This is a genomic window from Oerskovia flava, assembly GCF_026163685.1.
Lineage (GTDB): Bacteria > Actinomycetota > Actinomycetes > Actinomycetales > Cellulomonadaceae > Oerskovia_A > Oerskovia_A flava.
Genome location: NZ_JAOXSR010000009.1, coordinates 42,402 through 64,011, shown reverse-complemented (window position 1 = coordinate 64,011; position 21,610 = coordinate 42,402). Strand labels below are relative to the sequence as shown.

Annotated in this window: 23 protein-coding genes and 1 tRNA gene; 15 read left to right on the top strand and 9 right to left on the bottom strand. The window is 73.2% G+C overall.

Going from position 1 to position 21,610, the window contains the following annotated elements:
• Nucleotides 1–2: 2 nt before the first annotated feature.
• The 5 genes from OHL10_RS14435 to OHL10_RS14415 form a co-directional block, all read right to left on the bottom strand.
• On the bottom strand, nt 3–1,247 hold the full coding sequence (locus OHL10_RS14435; protein ID WP_265522930.1) for an NAD(P)/FAD-dependent oxidoreductase: 1,245 nt from the start codon (nt 1,245–1,247) through the stop codon (nt 3–5).
• 133 nt (nt 1,248–1,380) lie between these two features.
• On the bottom strand, nt 1,381–1,824 hold the full coding sequence (locus OHL10_RS14430; protein ID WP_265522929.1) for a methyltransferase family protein: 444 nt from the start codon (nt 1,822–1,824) through the stop codon (nt 1,381–1,383).
• A gap of 228 nt (nt 1,825–2,052) precedes the next feature.
• Nucleotides 2,053–2,126 (bottom strand) — tRNA-Pro (locus tag OHL10_RS14425).
• A gap of 114 nt (nt 2,127–2,240) precedes the next feature.
• Nucleotides 2,241–3,152 (bottom strand): metallophosphoesterase, encoded by a 912-nt coding sequence (locus OHL10_RS14420; RefSeq protein WP_265522928.1) that lies wholly within the window; start codon nt 3,150–3,152, stop codon nt 2,241–2,243.
• A gap of 47 nt (nt 3,153–3,199) precedes the next feature.
• Nucleotides 3,200–5,509 (bottom strand): transglycosylase domain-containing protein, encoded by a 2,310-nt coding sequence (locus OHL10_RS14415; protein ID WP_265522927.1) that lies wholly within the window; start codon nt 5,507–5,509, stop codon nt 3,200–3,202.
• Nucleotides 5,510–5,631: 122 nt separating this feature from the next.
• On the opposite strand from OHL10_RS14415, the gene sp36 reads away from it, so the two are divergent.
• Nucleotides 5,632–5,796, top strand: a complete 165-nt coding sequence (sp36, locus tag OHL10_RS14410; RefSeq protein WP_265522926.1) for a Sp36 family protein — start codon at nt 5,632–5,634, stop codon at nt 5,794–5,796.
• The gene (locus OHL10_RS14405; RefSeq protein ID WP_265522925.1) at nt 5,796–6,284 is read left to right on the top strand and encodes a RidA family protein; all 489 of its coding nucleotides are present in this window, start codon (nt 5,796–5,798) and stop codon (nt 6,282–6,284) included. The genes sp36 and OHL10_RS14405 overlap by 1 nt, the downstream gene beginning before the upstream one ends.
• A 102-nt stretch (nt 6,285–6,386) precedes the next feature.
• Here the strand turns inward: OHL10_RS14405 and OHL10_RS14400 are convergent, their stop codons facing one another.
• Nucleotides 6,387–7,064, bottom strand: a complete 678-nt coding sequence (locus OHL10_RS14400) for a Crp/Fnr family transcriptional regulator (RefSeq protein WP_322645568.1) — start codon at nt 7,062–7,064, stop codon at nt 6,387–6,389.
• Between the two features lie 232 nt (nt 7,065–7,296).
• Here OHL10_RS14400 and nth point away from each other — a divergent pair, with 232 nt between their 5' ends.
• Nucleotides 7,297–8,049 (top strand): endonuclease III, encoded by a 753-nt coding sequence (gene nth, locus OHL10_RS14395; RefSeq protein WP_265522924.1) that lies wholly within the window; start codon nt 7,297–7,299, stop codon nt 8,047–8,049.
• A 10-nt stretch (nt 8,050–8,059) separates the two neighbouring features.
• Here nth and OHL10_RS14390 read toward each other — a convergent pair whose 3' ends face one another.
• Complete coding sequence (locus OHL10_RS14390) at nt 8,060–9,016, bottom strand: alpha/beta fold hydrolase (RefSeq protein ID WP_265522923.1); 957 nt, start codon at nt 9,014–9,016, stop codon at nt 8,060–8,062.
• On the bottom strand, nt 9,013–9,771 hold the full coding sequence (locus tag OHL10_RS14385) for a winged helix-turn-helix transcriptional regulator (protein ID WP_265522922.1): 759 nt from the start codon (nt 9,769–9,771) through the stop codon (nt 9,013–9,015). The genes OHL10_RS14390 and OHL10_RS14385 overlap by 4 nt, the downstream gene beginning before the upstream one ends.
• 274 nt (nt 9,772–10,045) lie before the next feature.
• On the opposite strand from OHL10_RS14385, the gene OHL10_RS14380 reads away from it, so the two are divergent.
• Genes OHL10_RS14380 through OHL10_RS14370 form a run of 3 tightly spaced genes read left to right on the top strand, consistent with a single transcriptional unit; the run spans nt 10,046 to nt 11,749 of the window.
• Nucleotides 10,046–10,780 (top strand): hypothetical protein, encoded by a 735-nt coding sequence (locus OHL10_RS14380; protein WP_265522921.1) that lies wholly within the window; start codon nt 10,046–10,048, stop codon nt 10,778–10,780.
• On the top strand, nt 10,777–11,250 hold the full coding sequence (locus OHL10_RS14375) for a thioredoxin family protein (RefSeq protein ID WP_265522920.1): 474 nt from the start codon (nt 10,777–10,779) through the stop codon (nt 11,248–11,250). The genes OHL10_RS14380 and OHL10_RS14375 overlap by 4 nt, the downstream gene beginning before the upstream one ends.
• Before the next feature lie 22 nt (nt 11,251–11,272).
• Nucleotides 11,273–11,749, top strand: coding sequence for a DUF4395 domain-containing protein (locus OHL10_RS14370; RefSeq protein ID WP_265522919.1), 477 nt, complete (start codon nt 11,273–11,275; stop codon nt 11,747–11,749).
• A 9-nt stretch (nt 11,750–11,758) separates the two neighbouring features.
• Here OHL10_RS14370 and OHL10_RS14365 read toward each other — a convergent pair whose 3' ends face one another.
• Nucleotides 11,759–12,166, bottom strand: coding sequence for a DsrE family protein (locus OHL10_RS14365; protein WP_265522918.1), 408 nt, complete (start codon nt 12,164–12,166; stop codon nt 11,759–11,761).
• A gap of 202 nt (nt 12,167–12,368) precedes the next feature.
• Between OHL10_RS14365 and OHL10_RS14360 the strand changes: the two genes are divergently transcribed.
• The 9 genes from OHL10_RS14360 (at nt 12,369) to OHL10_RS14320 (ending at nt 21,238) form a co-directional block, all read left to right on the top strand.
• Nucleotides 12,369–12,956 carry a heme-binding beta-barrel domain-containing protein gene (locus OHL10_RS14360; protein ID WP_265522917.1) on the top strand — a complete coding sequence of 196 codons (588 nt, stop codon included), beginning with the start codon at nt 12,369–12,371 and terminating at the stop codon, nt 12,954–12,956.
• A gap of 77 nt (nt 12,957–13,033) precedes the next feature.
• Complete coding sequence (gene ygfZ / locus OHL10_RS14355; RefSeq protein ID WP_265522916.1) at nt 13,034–14,194, top strand: CAF17-like 4Fe-4S cluster assembly/insertion protein YgfZ; 1,161 nt, start codon at nt 13,034–13,036, stop codon at nt 14,192–14,194.
• Nucleotides 14,191–15,327: an FUSC family protein gene (locus tag OHL10_RS14350; RefSeq protein WP_265522915.1), complete on the top strand. Its 1,137-nt coding sequence runs from the start codon at nt 14,191–14,193 to the stop codon at nt 15,325–15,327. Before ygfZ ends, OHL10_RS14350 begins: the two co-directional genes overlap by 4 nt.
• Before the next feature lie 76 nt (nt 15,328–15,403).
• Nucleotides 15,404–15,685, top strand: coding sequence for a type II toxin-antitoxin system Phd/YefM family antitoxin (locus tag OHL10_RS14345; RefSeq protein WP_265522914.1), 282 nt, complete (start codon nt 15,404–15,406; stop codon nt 15,683–15,685).
• A gap of 11 nt (nt 15,686–15,696) precedes the next feature.
• Nucleotides 15,697–16,149, top strand: coding sequence for a type II toxin-antitoxin system VapC family toxin (locus tag OHL10_RS14340; RefSeq protein WP_265522913.1), 453 nt, complete (start codon nt 15,697–15,699; stop codon nt 16,147–16,149).
• Nucleotides 16,150–16,201: 52 nt separating this feature from the next.
• Nucleotides 16,202–16,525 carry a DUF2516 family protein gene (locus OHL10_RS14335; RefSeq protein ID WP_265522912.1) on the top strand — a complete coding sequence of 108 codons (324 nt, stop codon included), beginning with the start codon at nt 16,202–16,204 and terminating at the stop codon, nt 16,523–16,525.
• Nucleotides 16,522–17,532, top strand: coding sequence for an asparaginase (locus OHL10_RS14330; protein WP_322645567.1), 1,011 nt, complete (start codon nt 16,522–16,524; stop codon nt 17,530–17,532). Before OHL10_RS14335 ends, OHL10_RS14330 begins: the two co-directional genes overlap by 4 nt.
• Nucleotides 17,529–17,954, top strand: a complete 426-nt coding sequence (gene dtd, locus OHL10_RS14325) for a D-aminoacyl-tRNA deacylase (protein WP_265522911.1) — start codon at nt 17,529–17,531, stop codon at nt 17,952–17,954. Before OHL10_RS14330 ends, dtd begins: the two co-directional genes overlap by 4 nt.
• A 167-nt stretch (nt 17,955–18,121) precedes the next feature.
• A complete protein-coding gene (locus OHL10_RS14320; protein WP_265522910.1) occupies nt 18,122–21,238 on the top strand; it encodes a helix-turn-helix transcriptional regulator in 3,117 nt (1,038 codons plus the stop codon).
• The last annotated feature ends 372 nt before the right edge of the window (nt 21,239–21,610 follow it).

Genomic DNA, 21,610 nt, shown 5'->3' with positions numbered 1-21,610 from the left:
CGTCAGTCCCGGAACGCCTCGAGCTCGGCACGGTCGACGGGACGGTTGCGGCCGATGAGCTCGGTCGCCCGGTCCATCCGGTCCCACGTGTTGACCGCCATGACGGCCTGCACCCGACCGCCCAGGAGCCAGAACGCCACGAGCTCGCGCTGCTCCACCGAACCGCTCACCACCAGCTCGTCGTAGCCGTCCGGGCCGTCGACGAAGCCCAGGTACTCCATGCCGACGTCGTACTGGTCGCTGAAGAAGTACGGCAGCTGGTCGTACACCTCGCCCGGATCCAGGGCGTCCAGCATCGAGCGGGCGGCGAAGGTGCCCTGGTGCAGGGCGGTCGCCCAGTGCTCGATGCGCAGCGGACGGCCGTAGCGCGGGCTCGGCACGCTCGCGACGTCACCCGCGGCGAGCACGTCGGGAGCGGAGGTCCGCAGCTGCTGGTCCGTGTGCAACCCGCCGGTGCCCGTCTCGACGGTCAGACCCGCCGCATCGCCGAGACCGGTCCTCGGGGCGGCACCCACGGCGACGAGGACGGCGTCGGCCGCGACGTGCGTCCCGTCCGCCATCTCCACGCCGGCGGCCCGGCCGTCGCTCCCCGTGATCGCCACGACCTCGGCGTGCCGGTGCAGGTGGACGCCGTGCGAGGCGTGCAGCAGGCCGTAGAACTCACCCATCTCCGGGCCCAGGACACGTTCGAGCGGGTGCGCGTGCCGCCCGATCAGCGTCACGTCGAGCCCTGTCGACCGGGCGGACGCGGCCACCTCGAGACCGATCCAGCCGTCACCGACGACCGCGAGCCGGCCCGACCCGTCGCTTGCGACCGCGGCGAGCGTCGTGGCCAGGTGGTCGCTCTGGTCGAGGGTGCGCAGCACGTGCACACCGTCCAGGTCGACGCCCGGGACGGACGGCACCCGCGGTGACGAGCCGGTCGCGAGGAGCAGCCGCGAGTAGTCGAGCGCACCGCCGTCCGCGAGCGTCAGGCGGTGGGCGTCGGTGTCCAGGGCCGTGACCGTCCGGCCCGTGCGCACCTCGACCTCGTGCTCGGCGTACCAGGACTCCGCGAGCGGGAAGACGGTGTCCCGCCCCACCTCACCCCGGAGGTAGTCCTTCGACAGCGGTGGCCGCTCGTAGGGGAGGTGGTCCTCGTCCGTGACGACGACCACGTCACCCGTGAAGCCCTCCTCCCGCAGACCCTCAGCGGCCTTCGCGGCCGCGAGACCTCCACCGACGACGACGTACGGAGCCTGCGCCATGTCTCCTCCAGGGGATCGACTGCCTCGTCCAGTCTCGCGCCGAGTGCTGCTGGCCGCGCGACGGCGGGACGACAAGGGCCTCCGGGGCGACCCCGTGCCGGAACCGACGTCGCTCGACCGCGGTGGGCGGAGGTCACCAGTAGCGCGGCACGTCGGCCCGGTAGGCGTCGTACCCGACACCGAACCGTTCGCGCAGCGACCGTTCCTCACGCAGTACCGCCCGATGCAGCAGCGCGGCGCTCACCGGGCACGAGGCAAGCATCCAGGCGTTGCGGGTCGCGCCGGCGAGGCCGACGTGGATCATGCTGAAGCCGAGGTACATCGGGTTGCGGGAGCGGCCGTGCAGACCCCGGGTGACGAGTGCGCCCGGATCTTCCGGGGATCCGGGCCCTCGCTCCCATACCGCCGCGGAGAGCAGGGCGAAGCCACCGCAGCCGACCGCCACACCGGCCGGCCGGGTCCAGGAGGGGAGGCGGAGCGGCCACGAGTACTGTGCCAGCGCGGCCGCAGCGATGCCGACGATCGTCTCCGACGGTAGCGGAGTGCGCTCCCACGCCGACCGTAGCCTTCCACCCATACCCGCGACGCTAGGCGACCGACACGGCGTGCGCATCGTGGACGCCGCCACCGGAGATCCTGGGTTGGCCGAGATCCCGGGTGAGCGAGACCCGTGCGAGCTCACGCTCGACCCACGCGCGACGACCACCCACCGGCCGACCACACCGACCCGACCCCGGAGAGCAGAAAGCCGGACCTACGAAAACGTAGGTCCGGCTGTCCTTGATGCCCTGAGACATCCCATATGTCGGGGTGACAGGATTTGAACCTGCGACCTCGTCGTCCCGAACGACGCGCGCTACCAAGCTGCGCCACACCCCGATTGTCTCGTCACGCTGCTCGTCGTTGCCGAGCCACCCACGGAGAACCGTGTGCTGCGTGCGAAGCCTGCTCAGAATAGCCGACGAATGCCCTCTGGACGAAACCGGCCCACGCTCACACCGACGTCAGGGTGAGGAGCGTCGCCTCGGGGCGGCAGGCGAAGCGCACAGGAGCGTACGGCGAGGTGCCGGCACCCGCCGAGACGTTGAGCCAGGTCGACCCCGCACCACCCGGTGCGTCGGGTCGAGGACCCGGCCAGCCGTGCAGACCCTTGGCCCGCCGACGGTCGATGTCGCAGTTCGTGACGAGGGCACCGAAGCCGGGGACGTTGAGCTGCCCGCCATGGGTATGGCCGGCCAGGACGAGGTCGGCGCCGTCGTCGTACATCGCGTCCAGTACCCGACGGTAGGGCGCGTGCGTCACGGCCAGGCGGAGGTCCGCGGTCGTGGCGTCCGGCGCCTCGGCGTGTGTCCCCCGAGGCGCCTCACGCGGCGGGAAGACGTCGAGATCGAGGTGCGGGTCGTCGACCCCGACGAGCGCGATCCGCCGCCCGTCGACCGTCAGGGTGTCCCGACGGTTCGTCAGGTCCGCCCAGCCGGCGCTCCGCATCGCGCGGGCGAGCTCGTCGGCAGGCAGGTCCGGCGGAGGCATGGCCCGACGGCTGCGTGCGTCCGGCAGGAGATACCGGGCGGGGTTCTTCGGCACGGGGGAGTAGTAGTCGTTCGACCCCATGACGAACGCGCCGGGCGCGGAGGCGAGCAACGGCTCCAGGGCATGGAGCAGGGGACCGAGGGCCTGCAGGTGCGCCATGTTGTCGCCCGTGTCGATGACGACGTCCGGCCGGAGCTCCGCGAGTGAGCGCACCCAGTCGATCTTGCGCTGCTGCCCGGGCGTCAGGTGCAGGTCGGAGAAGTGCAGGATGCGGAGGTCGCGCTGACCGGCAGGGAGGACCGGCACGGTGACCTCGCGCAGCGTGAAGAGCTTCGTCTCCACGTGCGCGTAGGCCAGAGTGCCGACGGCGAGCACCGCAAGAGAGCCGAGCCCGACCCGCCGACCGCGACCTCGGGCCCCGGTCAGTCGTCGTCCTCGTCGCTGTTGCCGCCACCGTTGCCGCCGCCGTTGCCACGGCCGTTGCCGCCACCGTTGCCGCCGCCGCTGTCGTCGTCGGAGTCGCCGCCACCGGAGCCGCTGCCGCCACCGGAGCCGCTGTCGCTCGACGGCGGTGGGGGCGTCGGTGCAGGGCGCTTGCCGAGCATCGACGGCTTGATGTCGTTGAAGTCCTCGACCGGCTTGCCGTCCAGCGCGGCGTTCATGTAGTCGCGCCACGTCGGGGCGGCCAGGTCGGAGCCGAACCACCACCGCTTGCCGACACCGTTGATGTAGAAGAGGCCTGAGCTGTTCGCCCGCATCTCCACGTCTTCCTCGGCGTTGCCAATCCAGACAGCTGTCGCGAGCTGCGGCGTGTAGCCGATGAACCAGGTGTGCTTGTTGAGGTTGGCCGTCCCGGTCTTCCCGGCGCTGGGTCGACCGGACAGCTGGGCGCCGCGGCCGGAACCCTGCGTCATCACGGCCTGCAGCGCGTGCGTCACACCGTCGGCGACGTCGGACTCGAGTGCGTTCTTGTTGCAGCTCGCCGACGGAACGTCGAACTCCTCGCCCTTGGTCGTCGTGACCTTGGTGAGGGCGATGGGCTCGCAGTAGGTGCCGCCCGAGGCGAAGGTCGCGTACGCGGCCGCCATGTGCAGGGGAGCAGAGTTCTGCGTGCCGATGACCATGGACGGCATCATCTGCACACCGCCCTCCTTCTCGACCGTGCGCGACGGCGTGAAGCCGACGGACTCGGCCGTGGACTTGATGTCGCACAGACGTAGCTGGCTCTCCATCGTCGCGTAGGCCGTGTTGATGGAGTTGTAGGTCGCTTCGAGGACGGAGATGTTGCCCTGGGCGTTGCGGCCGTCGGAGTTGCCCGGACGCCACGGCGTGCCCTCGTTCGTGACGTACGGGGTGCACCAGTTGAAGTCGGTGTTGTTCCAGCCGCGTTGGTTGGCGTTGACGTTCTCCAGCAGCGTGTTGCCCGACTTGAGCCACTCGGCGAGCACAAAGACCTTCCACGTCGACCCGGGGGAGAAGCCGCTGGACGCGCCGAACAGCTGGTCCGCGTTGTAGTTGACGGCGGTCGTCCCCGGGTCGGGGTTCTCCGTCGCGTCGTACGGCCGGTTCTGCGCCATGGCGAGGATCTTGCCGGTGCCGGGCTCGACCGACACGATCGCCGACTCGATACCGCTCGGGTCGTCCGGCGGGACGGCCGCGCGAGACTCCTTCTCGGCCGCCTTCTGCATCTGCGGGTCGAGCGTCGTGACGATCCGCAGGCCGCCGCGGTACAGCAGCGCGTTGCGCTCGTCCCGTGTCTCGCCGAAGGCGGGGTCGGTCGTGATGACCTTCGTGACGTAGTCGCAGAAGAACGCGGCACCCTTGGCGGACTGGCACCCCACCTGGACGGGCTGGACCTTGAGGCTGTCCTCCAGCGAGATGTCCTTGGCCTCCTGCCACTCCTCGTACGTCAGGTAGTGCTGGGCGTACATGGCCTGCAGCACGATGTTGCGCCGCTTCTCGGCCTGCTCGGGGTTCTCGACCGGGTCGTACTCGCTCGGCCCCTTCGTGACGCCGGCGATGGTCGCGGCCTGCACGGGAGTGAGCTTCGCCGCGGAGGTGCTGAAGTAGTGCCGCGCGGCGGTCTCGACGCCGTAGACCTTGGTACCGAACTGCGCGATGTTGAGGTACGCCTCGAGGATCTCGTCCTTGGTCATCCTCTTCTCGAGAGAGATCGCCAGCTTCGCCTCGCGGAGCTTGCGGGACATCGTGTCGTCCCGGGCGGCCAGGACGCCCAGCGGGTCGTCGGCGCGCACCGCCTGTTCGATGAGGACGTTCTTGACGTACTGCTGCGTGAGCGTCGAGGCCCCCTGCTGGGCGCCGCCACCGAAGTTGTTCACCGCGGCGCGAGAGATGCCCTCGAGATCCACACCGCCGTGCTCGTAGAAGCGCTTGTCCTCGATGGCGATGACCGCGTGCTGCATGTGCTCGGACGTCTTCTCGAGGGGGACGACGACCCGGTTCTCCGAGTGGAATCGCGCGAGCAGGGTCTTGCCGTCGTTGGCGTACACCCGTGACTGCTCGGCGAGGGGACCCGGCTCGAGCTCGTCCGGCAGCTCTTCGAAGAGCTGGACCGTGTTGTCCGTCACGGTGTTCGCGCCGGCAGCGAGCGGGATGACCAGCCCGGCCGCGAGCACACCACCGACCCCGGAGACGAGGACGAAGGCCAGCAGGAGCGCGACGAGCTGATACGCGTTGACCTGCCGACCGCGAGGGCGCGCAGAAGAAGCCATGGTAAATAGGGTAGATGAGGCCTCAGACGCGTGCCGGGGCTCGGGGGCCTCCGCGATGTGCACGTTGTGTGAGCATCCGCACCGACCAGGAGCGCTCGTCGGTTTGGGACTACGCTCTCGCCATGCCAACAACGTGGGAGTACGCGACCATTCCGCTCATCATTCACAACACCAAGGCCGTGCTCGACCAGTGGGGGGCGGACGGCTGGGAGCTCGTCCAGGTCGTGACCGGCCCCGACGGCAACGGGCTCGTCGCCTACCTCAAGCGCCCGACGGGCACCCCGTAGTGGCGGGTTCGGGCCCGGGCACGATCGCGGCGCGACTCGCAGAGCTCGGCATCACGCTGCCCGAGGTCGCGGCCCCGGTGGCGGCCTACGTGCCCGCCGTGCGCACCGGCGACCTCGTGCACACCTCGGGGCAGCTACCGTTCGTCGACGGCGCGCTGGCGGAGTCCGGGAAGGTCGGTGAGGGGGAGGGGCTCGTCGCCCCGGCCGACGCCGCCCGGCACGCCCGCACGTGCGCGCTCAACGCCCTCGCGGCCGTGCACGCGCTCGTGGGAAACCTCGACGCCGTCGTGCGGGTCGTCAAGGTCGTGGGCTTCGTCGCGAGCGACCCCGGGTTCACGGGTCAGCCCGCGGTGATCAACGGGGCGAGCGACGTGCTCGGCGAGATCTTCGGCGCTGCGGGTGTGCACGCTCGCAGCGCGGTCGGCGTCGCGGTCCTCCCGCTCGACGCCCCCGTCGAGGTCGAGCTCGTCGTCGAGGTCGTGGCCTGACGGGTGGGCTGACCGAACGAGCGGGACGCGGGACGCAGCACGACGCAGGGCTCGGCACCATGGTGCCGAGCCCTGCGTCGTGCGGGTCGGACGGTCGCGGCCTCAGCGCGCGCGACGCTCCAGGCGGTCCAGGTCGAGCAGGACGACGGCGCGCCCTTCGCGCCGGACCCACCCGCGGGTCGCGAAGTCGGCGAGCGCCTTGTTCACCGTCTCGCGGGACGCGCCGACGAGCTGGGCGAGCTCCTCCTGCGTGAGGTCGTGCGCGACCCGGACGCCCTCGTCGGTCTCCTCGCCGAAGCGGGTGGAGAGGTCGAGGAGCGCCTTGGCGACGCGGCCGGGGACGTCGGAGAAGACGAGGTCGGCCAGCGTCTCGTTGGTGCGGCGCAGGCGCCGCGCGAGCGCGTTGAGCAGGTGCTTGGCGACGCTCGGGTGCTTCTCGATCCACTCGACGAGCTGGTCGTGGCCGAGCTCGTACAGCTCGGCGTCCGCGACGGAGCTCGCGGTCGCCGTGCGGGGCCCGGGGTCGAACAGGGAGAGCTCGCCGAACATCTCGCCCGGGCCGAGGATCGACAGGAGGTTCTCGCGCCCGTCGTTCGAGCGGCGGCCGAGCTTGATCTTGCCGTTCGCGATCACGTAGAGGCGGTCACCCGGCTCACCCTCACGGAAGAGGATGTCGCCCCTGGTGAGCTCGATCTTCTGCATCGAGTCGAAGAGGGTGCGGGTCTCCTCGCGCTCCATGGTCGCGAAGAGAGGGGCCGAGAGCACAACGTCGTCGTCCACGCGAACTTCCTTCGTCTGTCGGGGTGTCCCGGTGCACGTCGCTGCCCGGCGACCACCCGTCGTCGGGAGGCGCCGAACGTTCCGGTCCTCAGTGTTTTCCATCGACAAGTCTGCCCTACGACCGCAACTTCGCGGGGACGACCGTTCGCAGAGCAGCCCACGGCGTCGGGGAACAGGTCCCAGGGCTGGGCAGGGGGTCCCGAGCGACCCGAGACGCGAGTACGCTGCGACGATGGCGATTCGACGTGTGGCGGGTCTGCCCGCACAGCCCGACCCCGAGCCAGAGCTCGGACCTCAGCACGAGTCGCACCTCGCTCTGGTGCGTCGGGCACGGCGCATCAACCGGGAGCTGGCCGAGACGTACCCCGACGCGCACTGCGAGCTGGACTTCACGACCCCCCTGGAGCTCCTGGTCGCCACGGTGCTCTCCGCGCAGACCACGGACAAGCGCGTGAACCTCACGACGCCCGAGCTGTTCGCGTCCTACCCCGACGCGGCCGCGTACGCGTCGGCCGACCGGCTCGACCTCGAGGAGGTGCTGCGCCCGACCGGCTTCTACCGGGCGAAGGCGCAGTCGCTGATCGGGATCGGTCAGGCGCTGGTCGAGCGGTTCGGCGGGAAGGTCCCGCGCCGGCTGGACGACCTCGTCACGCTGCCGGGGGTCGGTCGTAAGACGGCGAACGTGGTGCTCGGCAACGCCTTCGGTGTCCCGGGCCTGCCGGTGGACACCCACGTCGGGCGCCTGGCGCGCCGACTCGCCTGGACCACGGACGAGGATCCCGTGAAGGTCGAGCAGGCGGTCGGCGAGCTGATCGAGCGCAAGGAGTGGACCATGCTCTCGCACCGGCTGATCTTCCACGGGCGCCGGGTCTGCTTCGCGCGCAAACCCGCGTGCGGCGCCTGCACGATCGCGCAGTGGTGCCCGTCGTTCGGGGTCGGCGAGACCGACCCGGCGGCCGCGGCGAAGCTGGTCAAGAGCTCCTGAGCCGGACGGGTCAGCGCCCGACGCCGCGGAGCCAGTCGATCAGCAGGTCGGCCACCGTGCCCGGGGCCTCCTCGGGCAGGAAGTACCCCGCGTCGTCGACCACCTCGAAGCGGAAGTCGCGGGCGAGCGCGGCCCCGTCGGCGTCGGCGAGCTCGCGGCGCAAGATGCCGTCGCGCCCGCCGTGCACCTGCAGGACCGGGATCGCGACGGGGCGACGCAGCGCGGCAAGGTACCGACGGCCGTCGGGACGCGGGGTGGAGCGGACGGCCCAGCGGATGGACTCCATCGCGGAGTGCGCCGCGAACGGGATCCGCATGACCGTCCGGTAGGTCTCCACGACGTCGTCGTCGAACGGGGCGGCGGCGCCCTCGGCGAGCACCCGGTCGACGAGGTCGCCGGTCGTCAGCGCCCGCTCGGGCAGCGTCGGGAGCTGGTAGAACGCGAGCTGGCGCAGCGCCACGGGGGTCAGCAGGCGGCGGCTCGAGGTGTGCAGGCGGGCCGGGTGCGGGGCGGACAGCGCCGCGACCCCGGCGGTGACGGCGGGCTGCAGCGTGGCCATCGCCCAGGCGAGGCTGCCGCCGGTCCCGTGCCCGACGACGACAGCCCGGTCCGCGCCGAGGGAACGGATCACGCCGGCGACGTCACGGGTGCGGGTCGGGGCGTCGTAGCCGATCGGAGGCTTGTCCGACGCGCCGGTCCCGCGCAGGTCCATCGCCGCCACGCGGTAGCCGGCCGTGGTGAGCGCGGTGATCTGGTGGCGCCACGCCCACCAGAACTGCGGGAACGAGTGCAGCAGCACGACGAGGGGGCGCTCGTCCGCGGCGCGGTCAGCGGCAGGACCTGCCGTCCGGTCCGTCGCAGGCGCCGAGAGCGCGACGTGGAACCGAGCCCCGTTGGCGGGCACGAACTCGTGCCGCCACGGGCCGTCGAGCAGGGCGGATGTGTAGTCGCTGGAGGTGGTGCTCACCCCGCAGAACCTACCTCCTCGGCGTCGCCACCCCCGGCGGGCCGTGAGCGCTCGTCCGGCTGCTCGACGCTGGGGCGCAGGTGCTTGGGCGGGTCGAACCGGTAGCCGACGTTGCGGACGGTGCCGATGAGCTGCTCGTGCTCGGGGCCGAGCTTGGCGCGCAGGCGCCGCACGTGGACGTCGACGGTGCGGGTGCCTCCGTAGTAGTCGTAGCCCCAGACCTCCTGCAGGAGCTGGGCACGCGTGAAGACGCGCCCAGGGTGCTGCACGAGGTACTTGAGGAGCTCGAACTCCTTGTAGGTGAGGTCGAGCGGGCGCCCGCGCAGACGGGCGGTGTAGCCGCTCGCGTCGATCGCGAGCTCGCCCGCGGAGATCTCCTGCGGGCCGTCGTCTCCGGAGACCTTCGACGACCGCTCGATCACGAGGCGCAGCCGCGCCTCGACCTCCGCCGGGTTCGCGGTCTCCAGCAGGAGGTCGTCCGCGCCCCACTCGGCGGTCACGACGGTCAGGCCGCCCTCGGTGAGCACGAGCACGAGCGGCACCGTCAGGCCCGTCGCGTGGAGCAGCCGGCACGTGGTGCGGGCGGCGACGAGGTCGCGGCGGGCGTCCAGCAGCACGACGTCCGAGTCCGGAGCGTCGACCAGTGCGGACGGCTCCATGGGCAGCACCCGGATGCGGTGGGACAGCAACCCGAGCGCGGGCAGCACCTCCACGGATCCACCCGTCGCCGGTGTGAGGATCAACAGCTCTGCCACTGAACCACCTCCTCCTCGGGCGCCTGCTCCCGACTGACCGACTGGATGGTTACCGTATCGCGTGGATCAGAGGTCATGGAGGTGACGTCCACGCCCGCAGCGTCACAGCAGTGTTTCGGACCGCAGCACCATGGTGGTGTTTCGGACGGCCTCTGAGAGCTCGCCCGCGGATCTGGGAGACTCTAGGCGTGCCGACCGCCGTAAGACCTGGACCCGCCCTCGGGCCCGTGCCTGCCCCGCGCCGTTGTGGCGCCCGTCGAGAGGCTCGCGCCTAGTGGACCTCTCGACCCGTGCCGTCGCGACGGCGTGCGTCGCGGCCGCCGTGGCCGTCGCCGCCTTCTTCGGCCCGCTCACCCTCACCCTCGCGGCCGGGGCGCTCGCGCTCCTCGTGGCGATCGGCTGGCCCTCCCTGCTCGACCACCCTGCACCGGGTGGCTCGCGGCTCGTGGTCGCGCTCGCCGGTCTCGGCGCGGTCGCCGCGACAGGCGCGACGCAGGGCGAGCCCGCGCTGCGGAACCTGCCCCTCGTCCTGGCCATGGCGGTCGTGCTGGCCTTCGTCGCCGAGCTGCTGCGGACGGACGGACGACCCCGCCTCGTCGAGTCGCTGTTCGGCACGACGAGCGGCGTCGTGGTCGCGGTGTCCTGCGCCGGCTGGATCGCCGCCGGGCGGAGCGACGCCGGTGCGTCGCTCGTCGTGACGTGCGCGGTGGCCCTCGCGGTCGCGTCCGCCGTCTCCGCCCTGCCCCTGCCCGGCTGGTGGGGCGCCGTGGCGACCGTGGCGCTGGCCGTCGTCGCCGGCGGTGTCGTCAGCGCGGTCATGCCGATGCTGAGCGTCCTCAGCGGGCTGTGGTCGGGGGTCGTGGCCGGCCTCCTCGTGGCGGCGCTGCACACGCTCTTCGACCAGCTCCCAGGCCTGTCGCGGCGGACCGCCGCGGCGACCGCGATCGTGCTCCCGGTCGCGGTCGGGGGGACACTGATCTTCGTGGTGGGACGGGTGATCGTCGGATGATCGAGCGCGTGGTGGTCCTCCTCGCCGTGCTCGCCGTGAGCGCCGTGCTCGGCCTGTGGTGGCAGCGCCGCCAGGGTGCCGTGCGGACTCGCCACCACCACAACCCCGCGGACGACGACGGGTTCGACTGGCTCGCGCACGGCGTCAACCTCGGCGCGCACCGCACGTTCGTGCAGTTCTCGAGCGCCGTGTGCTCTCCGTGCCGCCAGACGGCGCGGGTCCTCACCGAGCTCGCGTCCGCACGCCCGGACGTCACGCACCGCGAGCTCGACGTGGACGACCACCACGAGCTCGTGCGCGACTTCGGCGTGCTACGGACCCCGACCGTCCTCGTCCTGGACGCGACCGGGCACGAGCTCGCCCGCATGAGCGGCGCCGTCGACCGGGCGCACGCCCTGCAGGCGCTCGCCGCGGCCCCGAACGCCGGTGACCCGCAGGCCACCGAGCACACGACCACCCGCTCGCACTGAGCGACCCACACGGAGGAGCACCATGGCGTACAACACGTCACCCGACGAGAAGGCCACCCCGCCGGGCATCGACGCGCGCGGACCGCGCGTCGGGGCGGGCATCACGGCCCTGCTGCTCGCCGTCGTCATCCTCCTGGGGCAGAGCACTGCGGCGCTCGTGCTGCTCGCGGTCGTCGCGGCGAGCTTCGCCGTCGGTGCGGTGCTCGGTACCGAGCGGACGTGGCAGAGCTGGGTCTACCGGGTCGCGGTGCGACCGCGCCTGGGCCCGGCGACGGAGCGCGAGGACCCTCGTCCGCCGCGGTTCGCGCAGTCGGTAGGGCTGGTCATCACGGGTGCCGGTGTCGCGCTCGGCGTGGCAGGCGTCGCGGTGGCCGTGCCGATCACCGCGGCGATCGCCCTCGTGGCGGCCGTGCTCAACGCTGCGTTCGGCCTGTGCCTCGGGTGCGAGATGTACCTGCTCCTCAAGCGCCTGGCTCCTGAGCACCGGCAGGGCCGGTAGCCGGCAGGGTCAGTAGACGAGCGCCTGCGCACCGGGTCGCAGCGACTCCTCGACGAACACCGCCGCGCCGGCGATCCGCACGCCCGGCAGCACGTCGTCCTCGGTGATCCCGCGCCGCGCGGCGCACTGTGTGCAGACGGTGAGGGTGCCCGCGGCGAGGACGACCTCCAGGAGGTCGGGCAGGGGTGCTGCGTGCTCGAGCTCGAGGTCCGCCGCGCGACCAGGGAGCGCGAACCACGCGGACTCGCCCGTGAGCCAGAGGCTGACCGTCGCCCCGGCCGCGATCGCGGCCGCCGCGACGGTGAACGCCTGGTTGGTGGCCTCGGGGCGCTCCAGGCCCGACGTCGTCTTCACGACGAGGGAGCGCTCGGGGGTCGTCGTCGAGGTGCCGGGTTCCGGGGAAGCTGCCGATGTCACGTCCCTGAGCCTATGCCGTGGACGGTCAGTCCATGCCGTGGACGGTAGGATCGACGCCATGTCGACACACACGCTCGAGCTCATCTTCCTGGGGCTGCTGATCGCCGCGACACTGACGATCACGTGGTTCGCGGGGTACGTCGTCTACAAGCTGTTCAAGGGCCAGCGCTGATCACCGTCGGCGCGCCGAGAGGTAGCACGCATGGCATTCGCCTTCCCTGACGGACTCGCTCCCGAGGTCTACCCGCTCGCCTGGCTGGTGGGCTCCTGGCGCGGCGAAGGGGTCATCAGCTACCCCGGTATCGACGAGACGCCGTTCGTCCAGGACGTCGTCTTCGACCACGACGGCGGCCCCTACCTGCGGTACACGTCGACGCTGCGCGTCCTCGACGCCGAGGTCCCGTCGACGGTCCCGGACGAGGGGCAGTGGCCCGAGCGTGACGAGGCGGCTCTCGAGACCGCGGCGTCGCAGGGCACGGTGTGGTCCACCGAGACCGGGTACTGGCGGGTCTCGACCGAGCGTCCCGAAGGCCTGGAGGACGACAAGCACCCGGTCGAGGTCCTGCTCGCCGACGCGTCGGGCCGTGTGTCCGTCTATCTCGGCGCCGTGGGCAACGGCAGGGTCGACCTCGCCAGCGACCTCATCGCCCGGACCGCGACGGCCTCCGAGGTCGCCGCGTCCAAGCGGCTCTTCGGGCTCGTGCAGGGCCAGCTCCTGTGGGTCTGGGAGCTCTCGGCGTTCGGTCAGCCGCTGCAGTCCTACGCCTCGGCGAAGATGGACCGGCAGTAGCCCGCACCGGTAGCCCGCACCTCAGCCCGGTCCGCCGACCGAGGAGCCAACCCACCAGCGACTCGAGGAGCCGTACCGTGACACACCACCCCAGCCCTCTGCTCTCCCGCCACGGGGCGGTCGAGGCCGCCGGCCCCGACGCCGGCGTGGCCTGGCACTACGGCGACCCGACGGGTGAGCAGCGTGCGCTGCAGACCGGTGGCGCCGTCGTCGACCAGTCTCACCTGGGCGTCGTCCGTGTCACCGGCCCCGACCGGCTCTCCTGGCTCCACTCCATCACCTCGCAGGACCTGCTGGGCCTGGAGCCGCGCACGTCGACCGAGCTGCTGGTCCTCAGCCCGCAGGGGCACGTCGAGCACGCCGCGGGCGTCGTGGACGACGGCGAGTCCACGTGGCTCCTCACCGAGGGGTCGCACGCGGCTGGGCTCGCCGCGTGGCTCGAGCGCATGAAGTTCATGATGCGCGTGGAGATCGCCGACCTCAGCGACGAGCTCGCCGTGCTCGGCGAGCCCCTCGACGCCGAGGGCGCGCCGGGCGAGCCCGTGACCTGGCGCGACCCGTGGCCGCACGTCGCCCCCGGCGGCACCCGGTACGGACCCGCCACGGACTCGCACCCGGGTGCCGAGCGGCCCTGGCGGCTGGTCGTCGTGCCGCGGGCGGAGCTTGCCGACGCCGTGGCCGCGCGCGAGGCGGCGGGCTGGCGGCTCGTCGGCACGTGGGCGAGCGAGGCGCTGCGCGTCGAGGCCTGGCGGCCACGGCTCGCCACGGAGGTCGACCACCGCTCGATCCCGCACGAGCTGGACTGGCTGCGCACCGCCGTCCACCTCACCAAGGGTTGCTACCGCGGCCAGGAGACGGTCGCGCGGGTGCACAACCTCGGCCGTCCGCCGCGCCGCCTCGTGATGCTGCACCTCGACGGGTCGGGGCACCTGCTGCCGACCCCCGGTGCGGAGGTCGTGGTCCGCACGGCCGAGGGCGCACCGGCGGGCCGGTCGGTCGGCACCGTGACGACCGTCGCCCGGCACCACGAGCTCGGCCCGATCGCCCTCGCGGTCCTCAAGCGCAGCGCGCCGGGCGACGTCGAGGTCCTCGTCGAGTGCGACGGCGGAGCCGTCGCCGCGACGCAGGAGGTCGTCGTCCCGGCGGAGGGCGTGTCGGTCGACCGCCCGGAGTCGCGCGGTCAGGTGGCGCGCGGGCTCACGCCCCGCGGCGCGGACGCACCCCAGAACATGCTGTGACCTCCGCGGCGCCCGGGCCGGACGAGCCGCGCGCCGTCGGCCTCGCCCGTTCGGCCTTCCGCAGGCTGCTCCTGCGGGCCCGGATCCGCCAGGGTGCCTCGCGGGTCCGGGTCGGGTTCTGGCCGATCGTCCAGGCGTCCCTCGCCGCGGGCGTCGCGTTCGCGATCGCGTACTACCTGCTGGGCCACGAGTACCCGTTCTTCGCCCCGGTCTCGGCCTGGGTGTGCCTCGGCTTCAGCCAGGACCGTCAGGTCCGCCGGGTCCTGGAGCTCGCGGTCGGGGTGGCGGTCGGTGTCGGGCTCGGGGACCTCGTCGTGCACGTCATCGGCACCGGCTGGTGGCAGGTCGCCCTCGTCCTGGCCGCCTCCGCGCTCGCGGCGCGGTTCATCGACCGGGGGCCCCTTCTCGCGACCCAGGCCGGGGTGCAGGCGATCGTGATCGTCGGGCTGCCCGCCGTCCAGGGCGGGGGTCCCCTCGGCCGGTGGACGGACGCCCTCGTCGGGGGAGCGATCGCCCTGTTGGCTGCGGCGCTCACCCCGGGCGACCCGCGGCGTCGGCCCAGGATGCTCGGCGCCGAGGCGACGACGGAGCTGGCGGAGACCCTCGACCTGCTCACGCGCGGCCTGCGCTCGGGCGACCCTGACGACCTCGAGGCCGCCCTCGTGCGCGGCCGGGCGTCCGAGCCCGCGCTGGAGGAGTGGCACGCGAGCGCCGTCAGCGCGCGGGAGCTGGCGCGGGTGCGCGCCGTGGCGCGCAAGCACCGGACCGAGCTGGGTGACACCGAGCGCCGGGCGGTGCTGGTCGACCGGGCGATGCGCTCGACGCGGGTCCTCGCCCGGCGCTCGCTCGCGTCGGCGACCGGTGAGCACGACCTCGCGCCGGTCGCCGAGATCACGAGCCGGTTCGCCGAGGCCGTCCGGGTCCTGGCCGAGGCGATCGGCGCCGGCCGGGACCCTGTGGTCGCCCGCGAGATCCTTCTCGAGACGGCCGCGACGCTCGACCCGCGGGTGATCGGCGCCGGGGACTGGCAGGTGCAGTCGCTCGTCCTGCTGGTGAGGTCCCCGCTGGTCGACGTGCTCGAGGTCGCCGGGGTCCCGCCGCAGGCAGCGCGGGACGTGCTGCCGGAGCTCTGAGGCGTCTCCCGGGGCGCCGCAGGGCACGGTCGGCGTTCGGTGCACGTGATCCGGGCGGGAAAGGTACCTTCGGGGGATGGAGGTTTCCGTCAGCGCCCTGCGGGCCGAGCTCAAGTCGTGGATCGAGCGGGCGAGGGCGGGTGAGGACGTGATCATCACCGAGCGGGGGGTGCCGGTGGCACGGCTGACCGGTGTCGCGACGGCGGACCTCGTCACCGAGCTGACCCGCGACGGGCTGCTCACCCCGGCGGGCGCCGAGCGTCCCCTCGCCGCCCCGACGGAGCGCGACGAGCGAGCAGCGGGCAGGCCCGCGAGAGGGTCCGGGGTCTCCGGCCTCGTCCGACGTATCCGGCGCTGAACGGGGTCTCGATGGCACTGGTGTACTTCGACGCGAGCGCTCTTGTGAAGCTCTGCGTCCCCGAGAGCGGATCGGTCCTGGCGAGCCGACTCTGGAACGGTGCGGACCTCGTGGCCACGAGTCGGTTGTCGGACACCGAGCTCCGGGCAGCGCTCGCCTCCGGTGCGCGCAGCGGGCTGCTCGACCGGTCGGCGCACGACGACGCGCTCGCGACCTGGGAGAGCCTGTGGCCGGCGCTGCACGTCGTCGAGGTGACGGCAGCCGTCGCCGACCGCGCGGGCGCGATGCTCGGCGGGCCCGGGACGGCCGCGGGGGCCGACGGGCACGCGCTGCGCGGAGCGGACGCCGTGCACGTGGCGAGCGCGCTCACCCTCCAGCACGAGGACACCCTCGTCGCGGCGTGGGACGAGCACGTCTCGCGCGCAGCCCGGTCGCACGGTCTGCGGGTGGTCCCGGAGGCCTGAACCCGGGCGCAGCAGGGAACGGCACGTGCGGTCGCTGCCGTAGGCTCGTCCCGTGAATCTCTTCGGTGCAGCGCAGAACTTCGTGCTCCTGGTCCTGACGATCGTCGTCTTCGTGACGCAGCTCGTCGCCCTCATCGACGCGGCGCGTCGCCCGGCGGGCGCGTTCACCGCCGAGGGCAAGCTGTCGAAGCCGATCTGGCTGGCCATCCTGGGCGTGGCCGCGGCGATCGGGTTCATCGGGATCGGCGGAGGGATCGGCTTCTTCAGCATCATCGCGGTCGTGCCCGCGATGATCTACCTCGTGGACGTCCGTCCGCGGCTCACGCCGTACTCGCGGGGCCAGGGCAACGGCCCGGCGGGCGGTTCTGGCTGGTGACGCCGGACGTCGCGCGCGCGGCCGTCCCGTTGGCCGAGGTCGTCCGGGGCGGGCTGGTCGAGTCCGTGCACCTGGGCCACCTCGTGGTGGATCCGGCGGCCGGTGACCGGCTCGTGCTCGGTGACCCGGCCGTCGTGATCTGGCCGCGGTCGAGCGTCAAGCCGCTCCAGGCGGTGGCGATGGTGCGGTCCGGCCTCGACCTGCCCCCGCGCCTGCTGGCCCTGGCGGCGGCGAGCCACAACGGGGAGGCCGAGCACCTCGCGGGCGCACGCGAGATCTTGGCGAGCGTCGGGCTCGACGAGGCGGCGCTGCGCAACACCCCGGACATGCCCGTGTACGCGCCCGCGGCCTTCGAGTGGCAGAGCACCGGTCACGGTCCCGCCCCGATCACGCAGAACTGCTCGGGCAAGCACGCGGCGATGCTCGCGACGTGTGTCGTCGCCGGGTGGGACACCGCGGCCTACCTCGACGCCGAGCACCCCTTGCAGCAGGTGATCCGCTCGACGCTGCTGGAGCTCACCGGTGACGAGAGCACCCGGGTCACGACCGACGGCTGCGGTGCCCCCCTCTTCGCGACGTCGCTGGCGGGGCTCGCCCGGTCGTTCGGGCGCATCGCCTCCGCGCCGGTCGAGGCGCCGACCTCTCCCGAGGCGCAGGTGGCCCGCGCCCTGTCGGCGTTCCCGGAGATGGTCGGCGGGACGGGCCGCGACGCGACGGACGCCATGCGCGCGGTCCCGGGTCTGGTCGCCAAGGACGGCGCGGACGGCGTGTACGCGGCGGGCCTGCCCGACGGCGGGTCGCTGGCCTTCAAGGTCCTCGACGGCTCCGCCCGCCCGCGCCCGGCGGTGCTCGTGGCGGCCTTGCGGCACCTGGGCGCCGAGCGGCTGGGTGGGACGGACGCCCGGGCGTTGGCCGCCGTCGGGCAGACCCCCGTGCTGGGTGGTGGTGTCCCGGTGGGCGAGGTCCGCGCGACGTTCTCCGGCGCCTCGGCGGAGGCGGCCCGATGAGGGCGGTCGTGCAGCGCGTGACGCACGCCGCGGTCCGGGTAGGCGGCGAGGTCGTCGGCCGGATCGACCGGCCGGGGCTGCTCGCGCTGGTCGGGGTGACGCACGACGACGGCCCCGAGCAGGTCGAGCTCATCGCCCGCAAGATCGCGGAGCTGCGGATCCTCGCGGGCGAGCGCTCGGTGCTGGACGAGGGTGCCCCGGTGCTCGTGGTCAGCCAGTTCACGCTCTACGCCGACACCCGCAAGGGACGCCGCCCGTCGTGGAACGGTGCGGCGAAGGGGGACGTCGCCGAGCCGCTGGTCGACGCGGTCGTCGCCCGCCTGCGGGAGCGCGGGATCGAGGTCGCGACGGGCGTCTTCGGTGCGGACATGGCCGTCGAGCTCGTCAACGACGGGCCCGTGACCCTCGTCCTCGAGGCCTGACGCCGGGGGCGCGCAAGCCTCGACGGCTCTGTCGCGCCCCTCGGGCGGCGTCGTCACCTGCGGAAACATCGTCGTGACACCCGTGACCCGCCGTCGTCACGCGGAGATTGTTAAGATCCCTCATAGTCGTCCGGACGCCGTCGTCCCCGGACTGGAGGGGGTCCGTCATGCCAGGCAGCACGCTGGGCAGCCAGCGCACCACCACCGGTGCGGCCGCAGACCACGGCGGTGGGCCGGTGGGCGGCCCGGTCGCGGGCGGACTGCCCGCCCGGCGGCTCGAACGTCTCTCGTCCCGATCGAGCGAGATCGAGCTCGCGCTCGACGCCGTCTGCGACGGGCGCGGGGCGTTCGTCTGGACGGCCGAGCAGGGCATGGGAGCGAGCGCCACCCTCGAGCTCATCTGCGAGTCGGTCCGCGAGCTGCGGGTCCCCCGAGCGCCCGTGCTGATCCGCTGCCAGCCGCCGTCCGCACCGACGCGGCCCGGGGCCTGCGCCTCGTCGGTGGTCTCGCAGCTCGTCCAGCTCACCGGGCACAGCGTGCCGCCCGAGCTCGCGAAGGCGCTCGACCTGGACCGCGCGGACTACGGCTACCTCCCGGAGGTCGCGGCCGTGGCGCTCGCCGAGTACCTCCTCGCCGCCGCCGAGGGAGCGACCGTCGTCCTCGTCGCGGACGACTTCCACCGGGTCGACGAGCTGAGCCGGTCGATCGTCGTCAGCCTCGTGACCAACCGCCGCAGCCCGGTCGTTCTCCTGGCGACGGCCCCCGACGACGCGTTCCCCCGTCCGCTGCCGCACCCTGTCGAGATGCGTTCGGTGCCGCGTCTCGGACCGGCCGACGCGCTGCGCCTGCTGTCGGTCGACTGCCGGCTCGCGGTGGCTCCGCACGTCGCGGCCCGCCTCTCCGCGCTCCTCGGTGGGAACGCCGCCGCGATCGCGCAGACGGCTCGCCAGCTCACGCCCGAACAGCTCCGCGGCGGTTCGCTCCTGCCCGACCCGCTGCCCGTCGTCCCGGCCGTGCGCGGGCTCCTCGGAGACCGTCTCGCGCACCTGACCGACACGCAGCGCGCGGCCCTGCTCGTGGCGTCCGTCGCCGTGGTGGACCGGACCGACGTCCTGCTCGAGGCGGCCGGGCTCGAGATCGACGACCTGCTCGACGGGCCGCTGGCCGAGCATCTCGCGCTGGTCTCGGGTCGCTTCTCGGTCGTGGACCCGCGCGTGCGGTCCCTCGTGCACGGGGACGCGTGCCTCGCGGAGCGCACGCACGCCCACACGGCGCTCGCCCGGGCGCACGCGCACGCGGGCGAGGCGGATCTCGCGGACTGGCACACGGCGCTCGCGACGCTCGCCGGCGACCCGGCCCTGGTGCCTGCGCTCCTCGGACTGGCTCGCCGCCTGCTGGAGCACGGCGACGTGGTGTGGGCGCACGAGGTCGCGCGCGAGGCGGCGAGCCAGGGCGTGGGTGCCGACCGTGCGGAGGCGTACGCGCTCGCCGGGGTCGCTGCCCTGCAGTCCGGGCACGTCCTCGACGCGGCGGACTGGCTGCGCAAGGCCGCCCGCTCCGGTGACGACGACGTCCGACGTCGTCTCCTCGCCCCCCTCGTGTGCGCCCTCACGTTCGTGGAGGGCCAGGTGCCCGACGACGTCGTCGCGTCGCAGGTCGCCCCCTTCCTCGTGCCGGGGAGCCCGGCCCCCGGGCGCCTGGACGTCGTCCGCGGTGTGACCTCTGCTGCTCGCCTGCACGCCGAGCGGGGTGACGGCACGTCGGCGCTGCAGATGCTCGACGTCGCCGCGCAGCTCGTCGAGGGCGAGCCGGCGGGTGCGCCGGACCTCGCGCTCGCCCGCGCCTGGGTCGCGATCTTCGGCGTGGGGGAGCGGGGCGAGCCGGCCGCCGTTGCGGGGACGGGCACCGAGTACGAGGCGTACGCCCAGGTGTGCCGTGCGCTCGCCCATGCCGCCGACGACGCGCACGACCTCGCTGCCCAGACGCTCGCGAGCGCCGTGGCCGGGCTCGCTCCCGTCCAGCCGGGCGGGCGGTGGTTCGACGGCGCGGACGCCGCGGTCACACCGTTCGTGGAGGCGCACCTGCGTCTTGCGCAGGTCCTCGTGCACTTCTGGGCCGGTGACCTCACCAAGGCGGCGCGCGGGCTCGCCGACGCGGCCTACCGCCTGCCCGTCGGCCTCCCGCTCGCAGGCCTCGGCGTCGCGCTCGCCCGCCGCCTCGACATGGCCGTCACCGGCACGACCGGTACGCTCGCGACCGCGCTCGAGGAGACGTGCGTGTGCCCGACGGCGCGGCCGGTGCGTCTCGGCCTGCTTGTCGACCGGGCGATCGGGGCCGCGTTCTCGCACCGCCACACCCAGGCGGCGACCTTGCTCGAGCTGGCGGCCGAGCGCGAGCGCACCGACTGTGCCCACCTCATCCACCTGCCGGGGCTCGACGACGTGGAGGCGTGGGTGCTCGCGGGCCGGCCCGACGCCGCGCGCCGGGCACTCGACCGGCGCCGGGTCGAGTCGAAGAACCTGCCGCCCGCCACCCGTGCCGCGGTGCTCGCCCGCGGCGAGATCGCGCTCGCGGGGCTGGAGGAGCTCGAGGCCTACCGCGCCGCCGCGCTGGGTGCTCGGCGGGGGAGCCTCTCACCGTTCGAGCACGCCCGCACCGAGCTGTGCGCGGGTCGGGCCCTGTCCCGGCTGGGCGACCTCGAAGAGGCGCAGAGCCACCTGCTGTCCGCCGCCGAGCTCTTCTGCGAGTCAGGTGCGCACGCCTGGGTGACGGTCGCGCAGGACGAGCTCGCGGCCGTCGACGTGCTGCTCGAGCGGGACGGGCGACGCGAGCCGGAGCGGCAGATCGTCCCCGGGCACGGCGAGCACAGCGGCTACAGCGGGCAGAGCGGGCGGGCGGGCGACCCGGGTGGCCACGTGCTCGGCGAGCCCACCGACGTGCCCGGGTCGGACCTGCTCGGCGCCGTGGGTGACCTGCGCGGTCCGCCCCGGCCCGGCCGGGCGGTCGCGAAGCGCTCGGCGGACTCGGACCAGCTCGCGGCGCGGGAGAGCGACGTCTCGGACGGTGCGCTCGCGGACCTGCGCGCACGCTGGGCGGACGAGCTGACGGAGCGGGAGCTCGACGTCGCGCTCCTCGTGGTTCAGGGCGGTGCGAACCGCGAGGTGGCCGACCAGCTGTACCTCTCCGTGCGGACGGTCGAGGTCCACCTCGGCCGGGTGTTCCGCAAGCTCGGCGTGCGCTCCCGGGTCGAGCTCGCTGTCCTCGCCCACCGCTCTGGCCCCTGACGCCCCGACCCGCCCCCAGTCCCGAGACAGAACCCCCGGTGCCGAGGTAGAACCTCGGTTGCCGAGGTAGAACCCCTGGTGTCGAGGTAGAACGCGAGCACCGGGTGCGCGGTCCGTGCGACGCGGCGGCTTCCGTCGTGTGCCGGGTGCCCGTATGTGCCGGACGGGTGTCCAGGAGAATGTCGCGGCACCTACGGGTAAACACGTACGGCGGGGAAATGTACGCAGCGGGAACAATGTGGAAAGTCCTCATCCCGTCGGGCGATCCGCCCACCTACTGTCGGCAGCACCAGGACGCTGCGCACGCGACGGCGGCGTCCCCGAACAGTGAGGCAGACCATGGAAGCACATCCACTACGGCGATGGTCACGA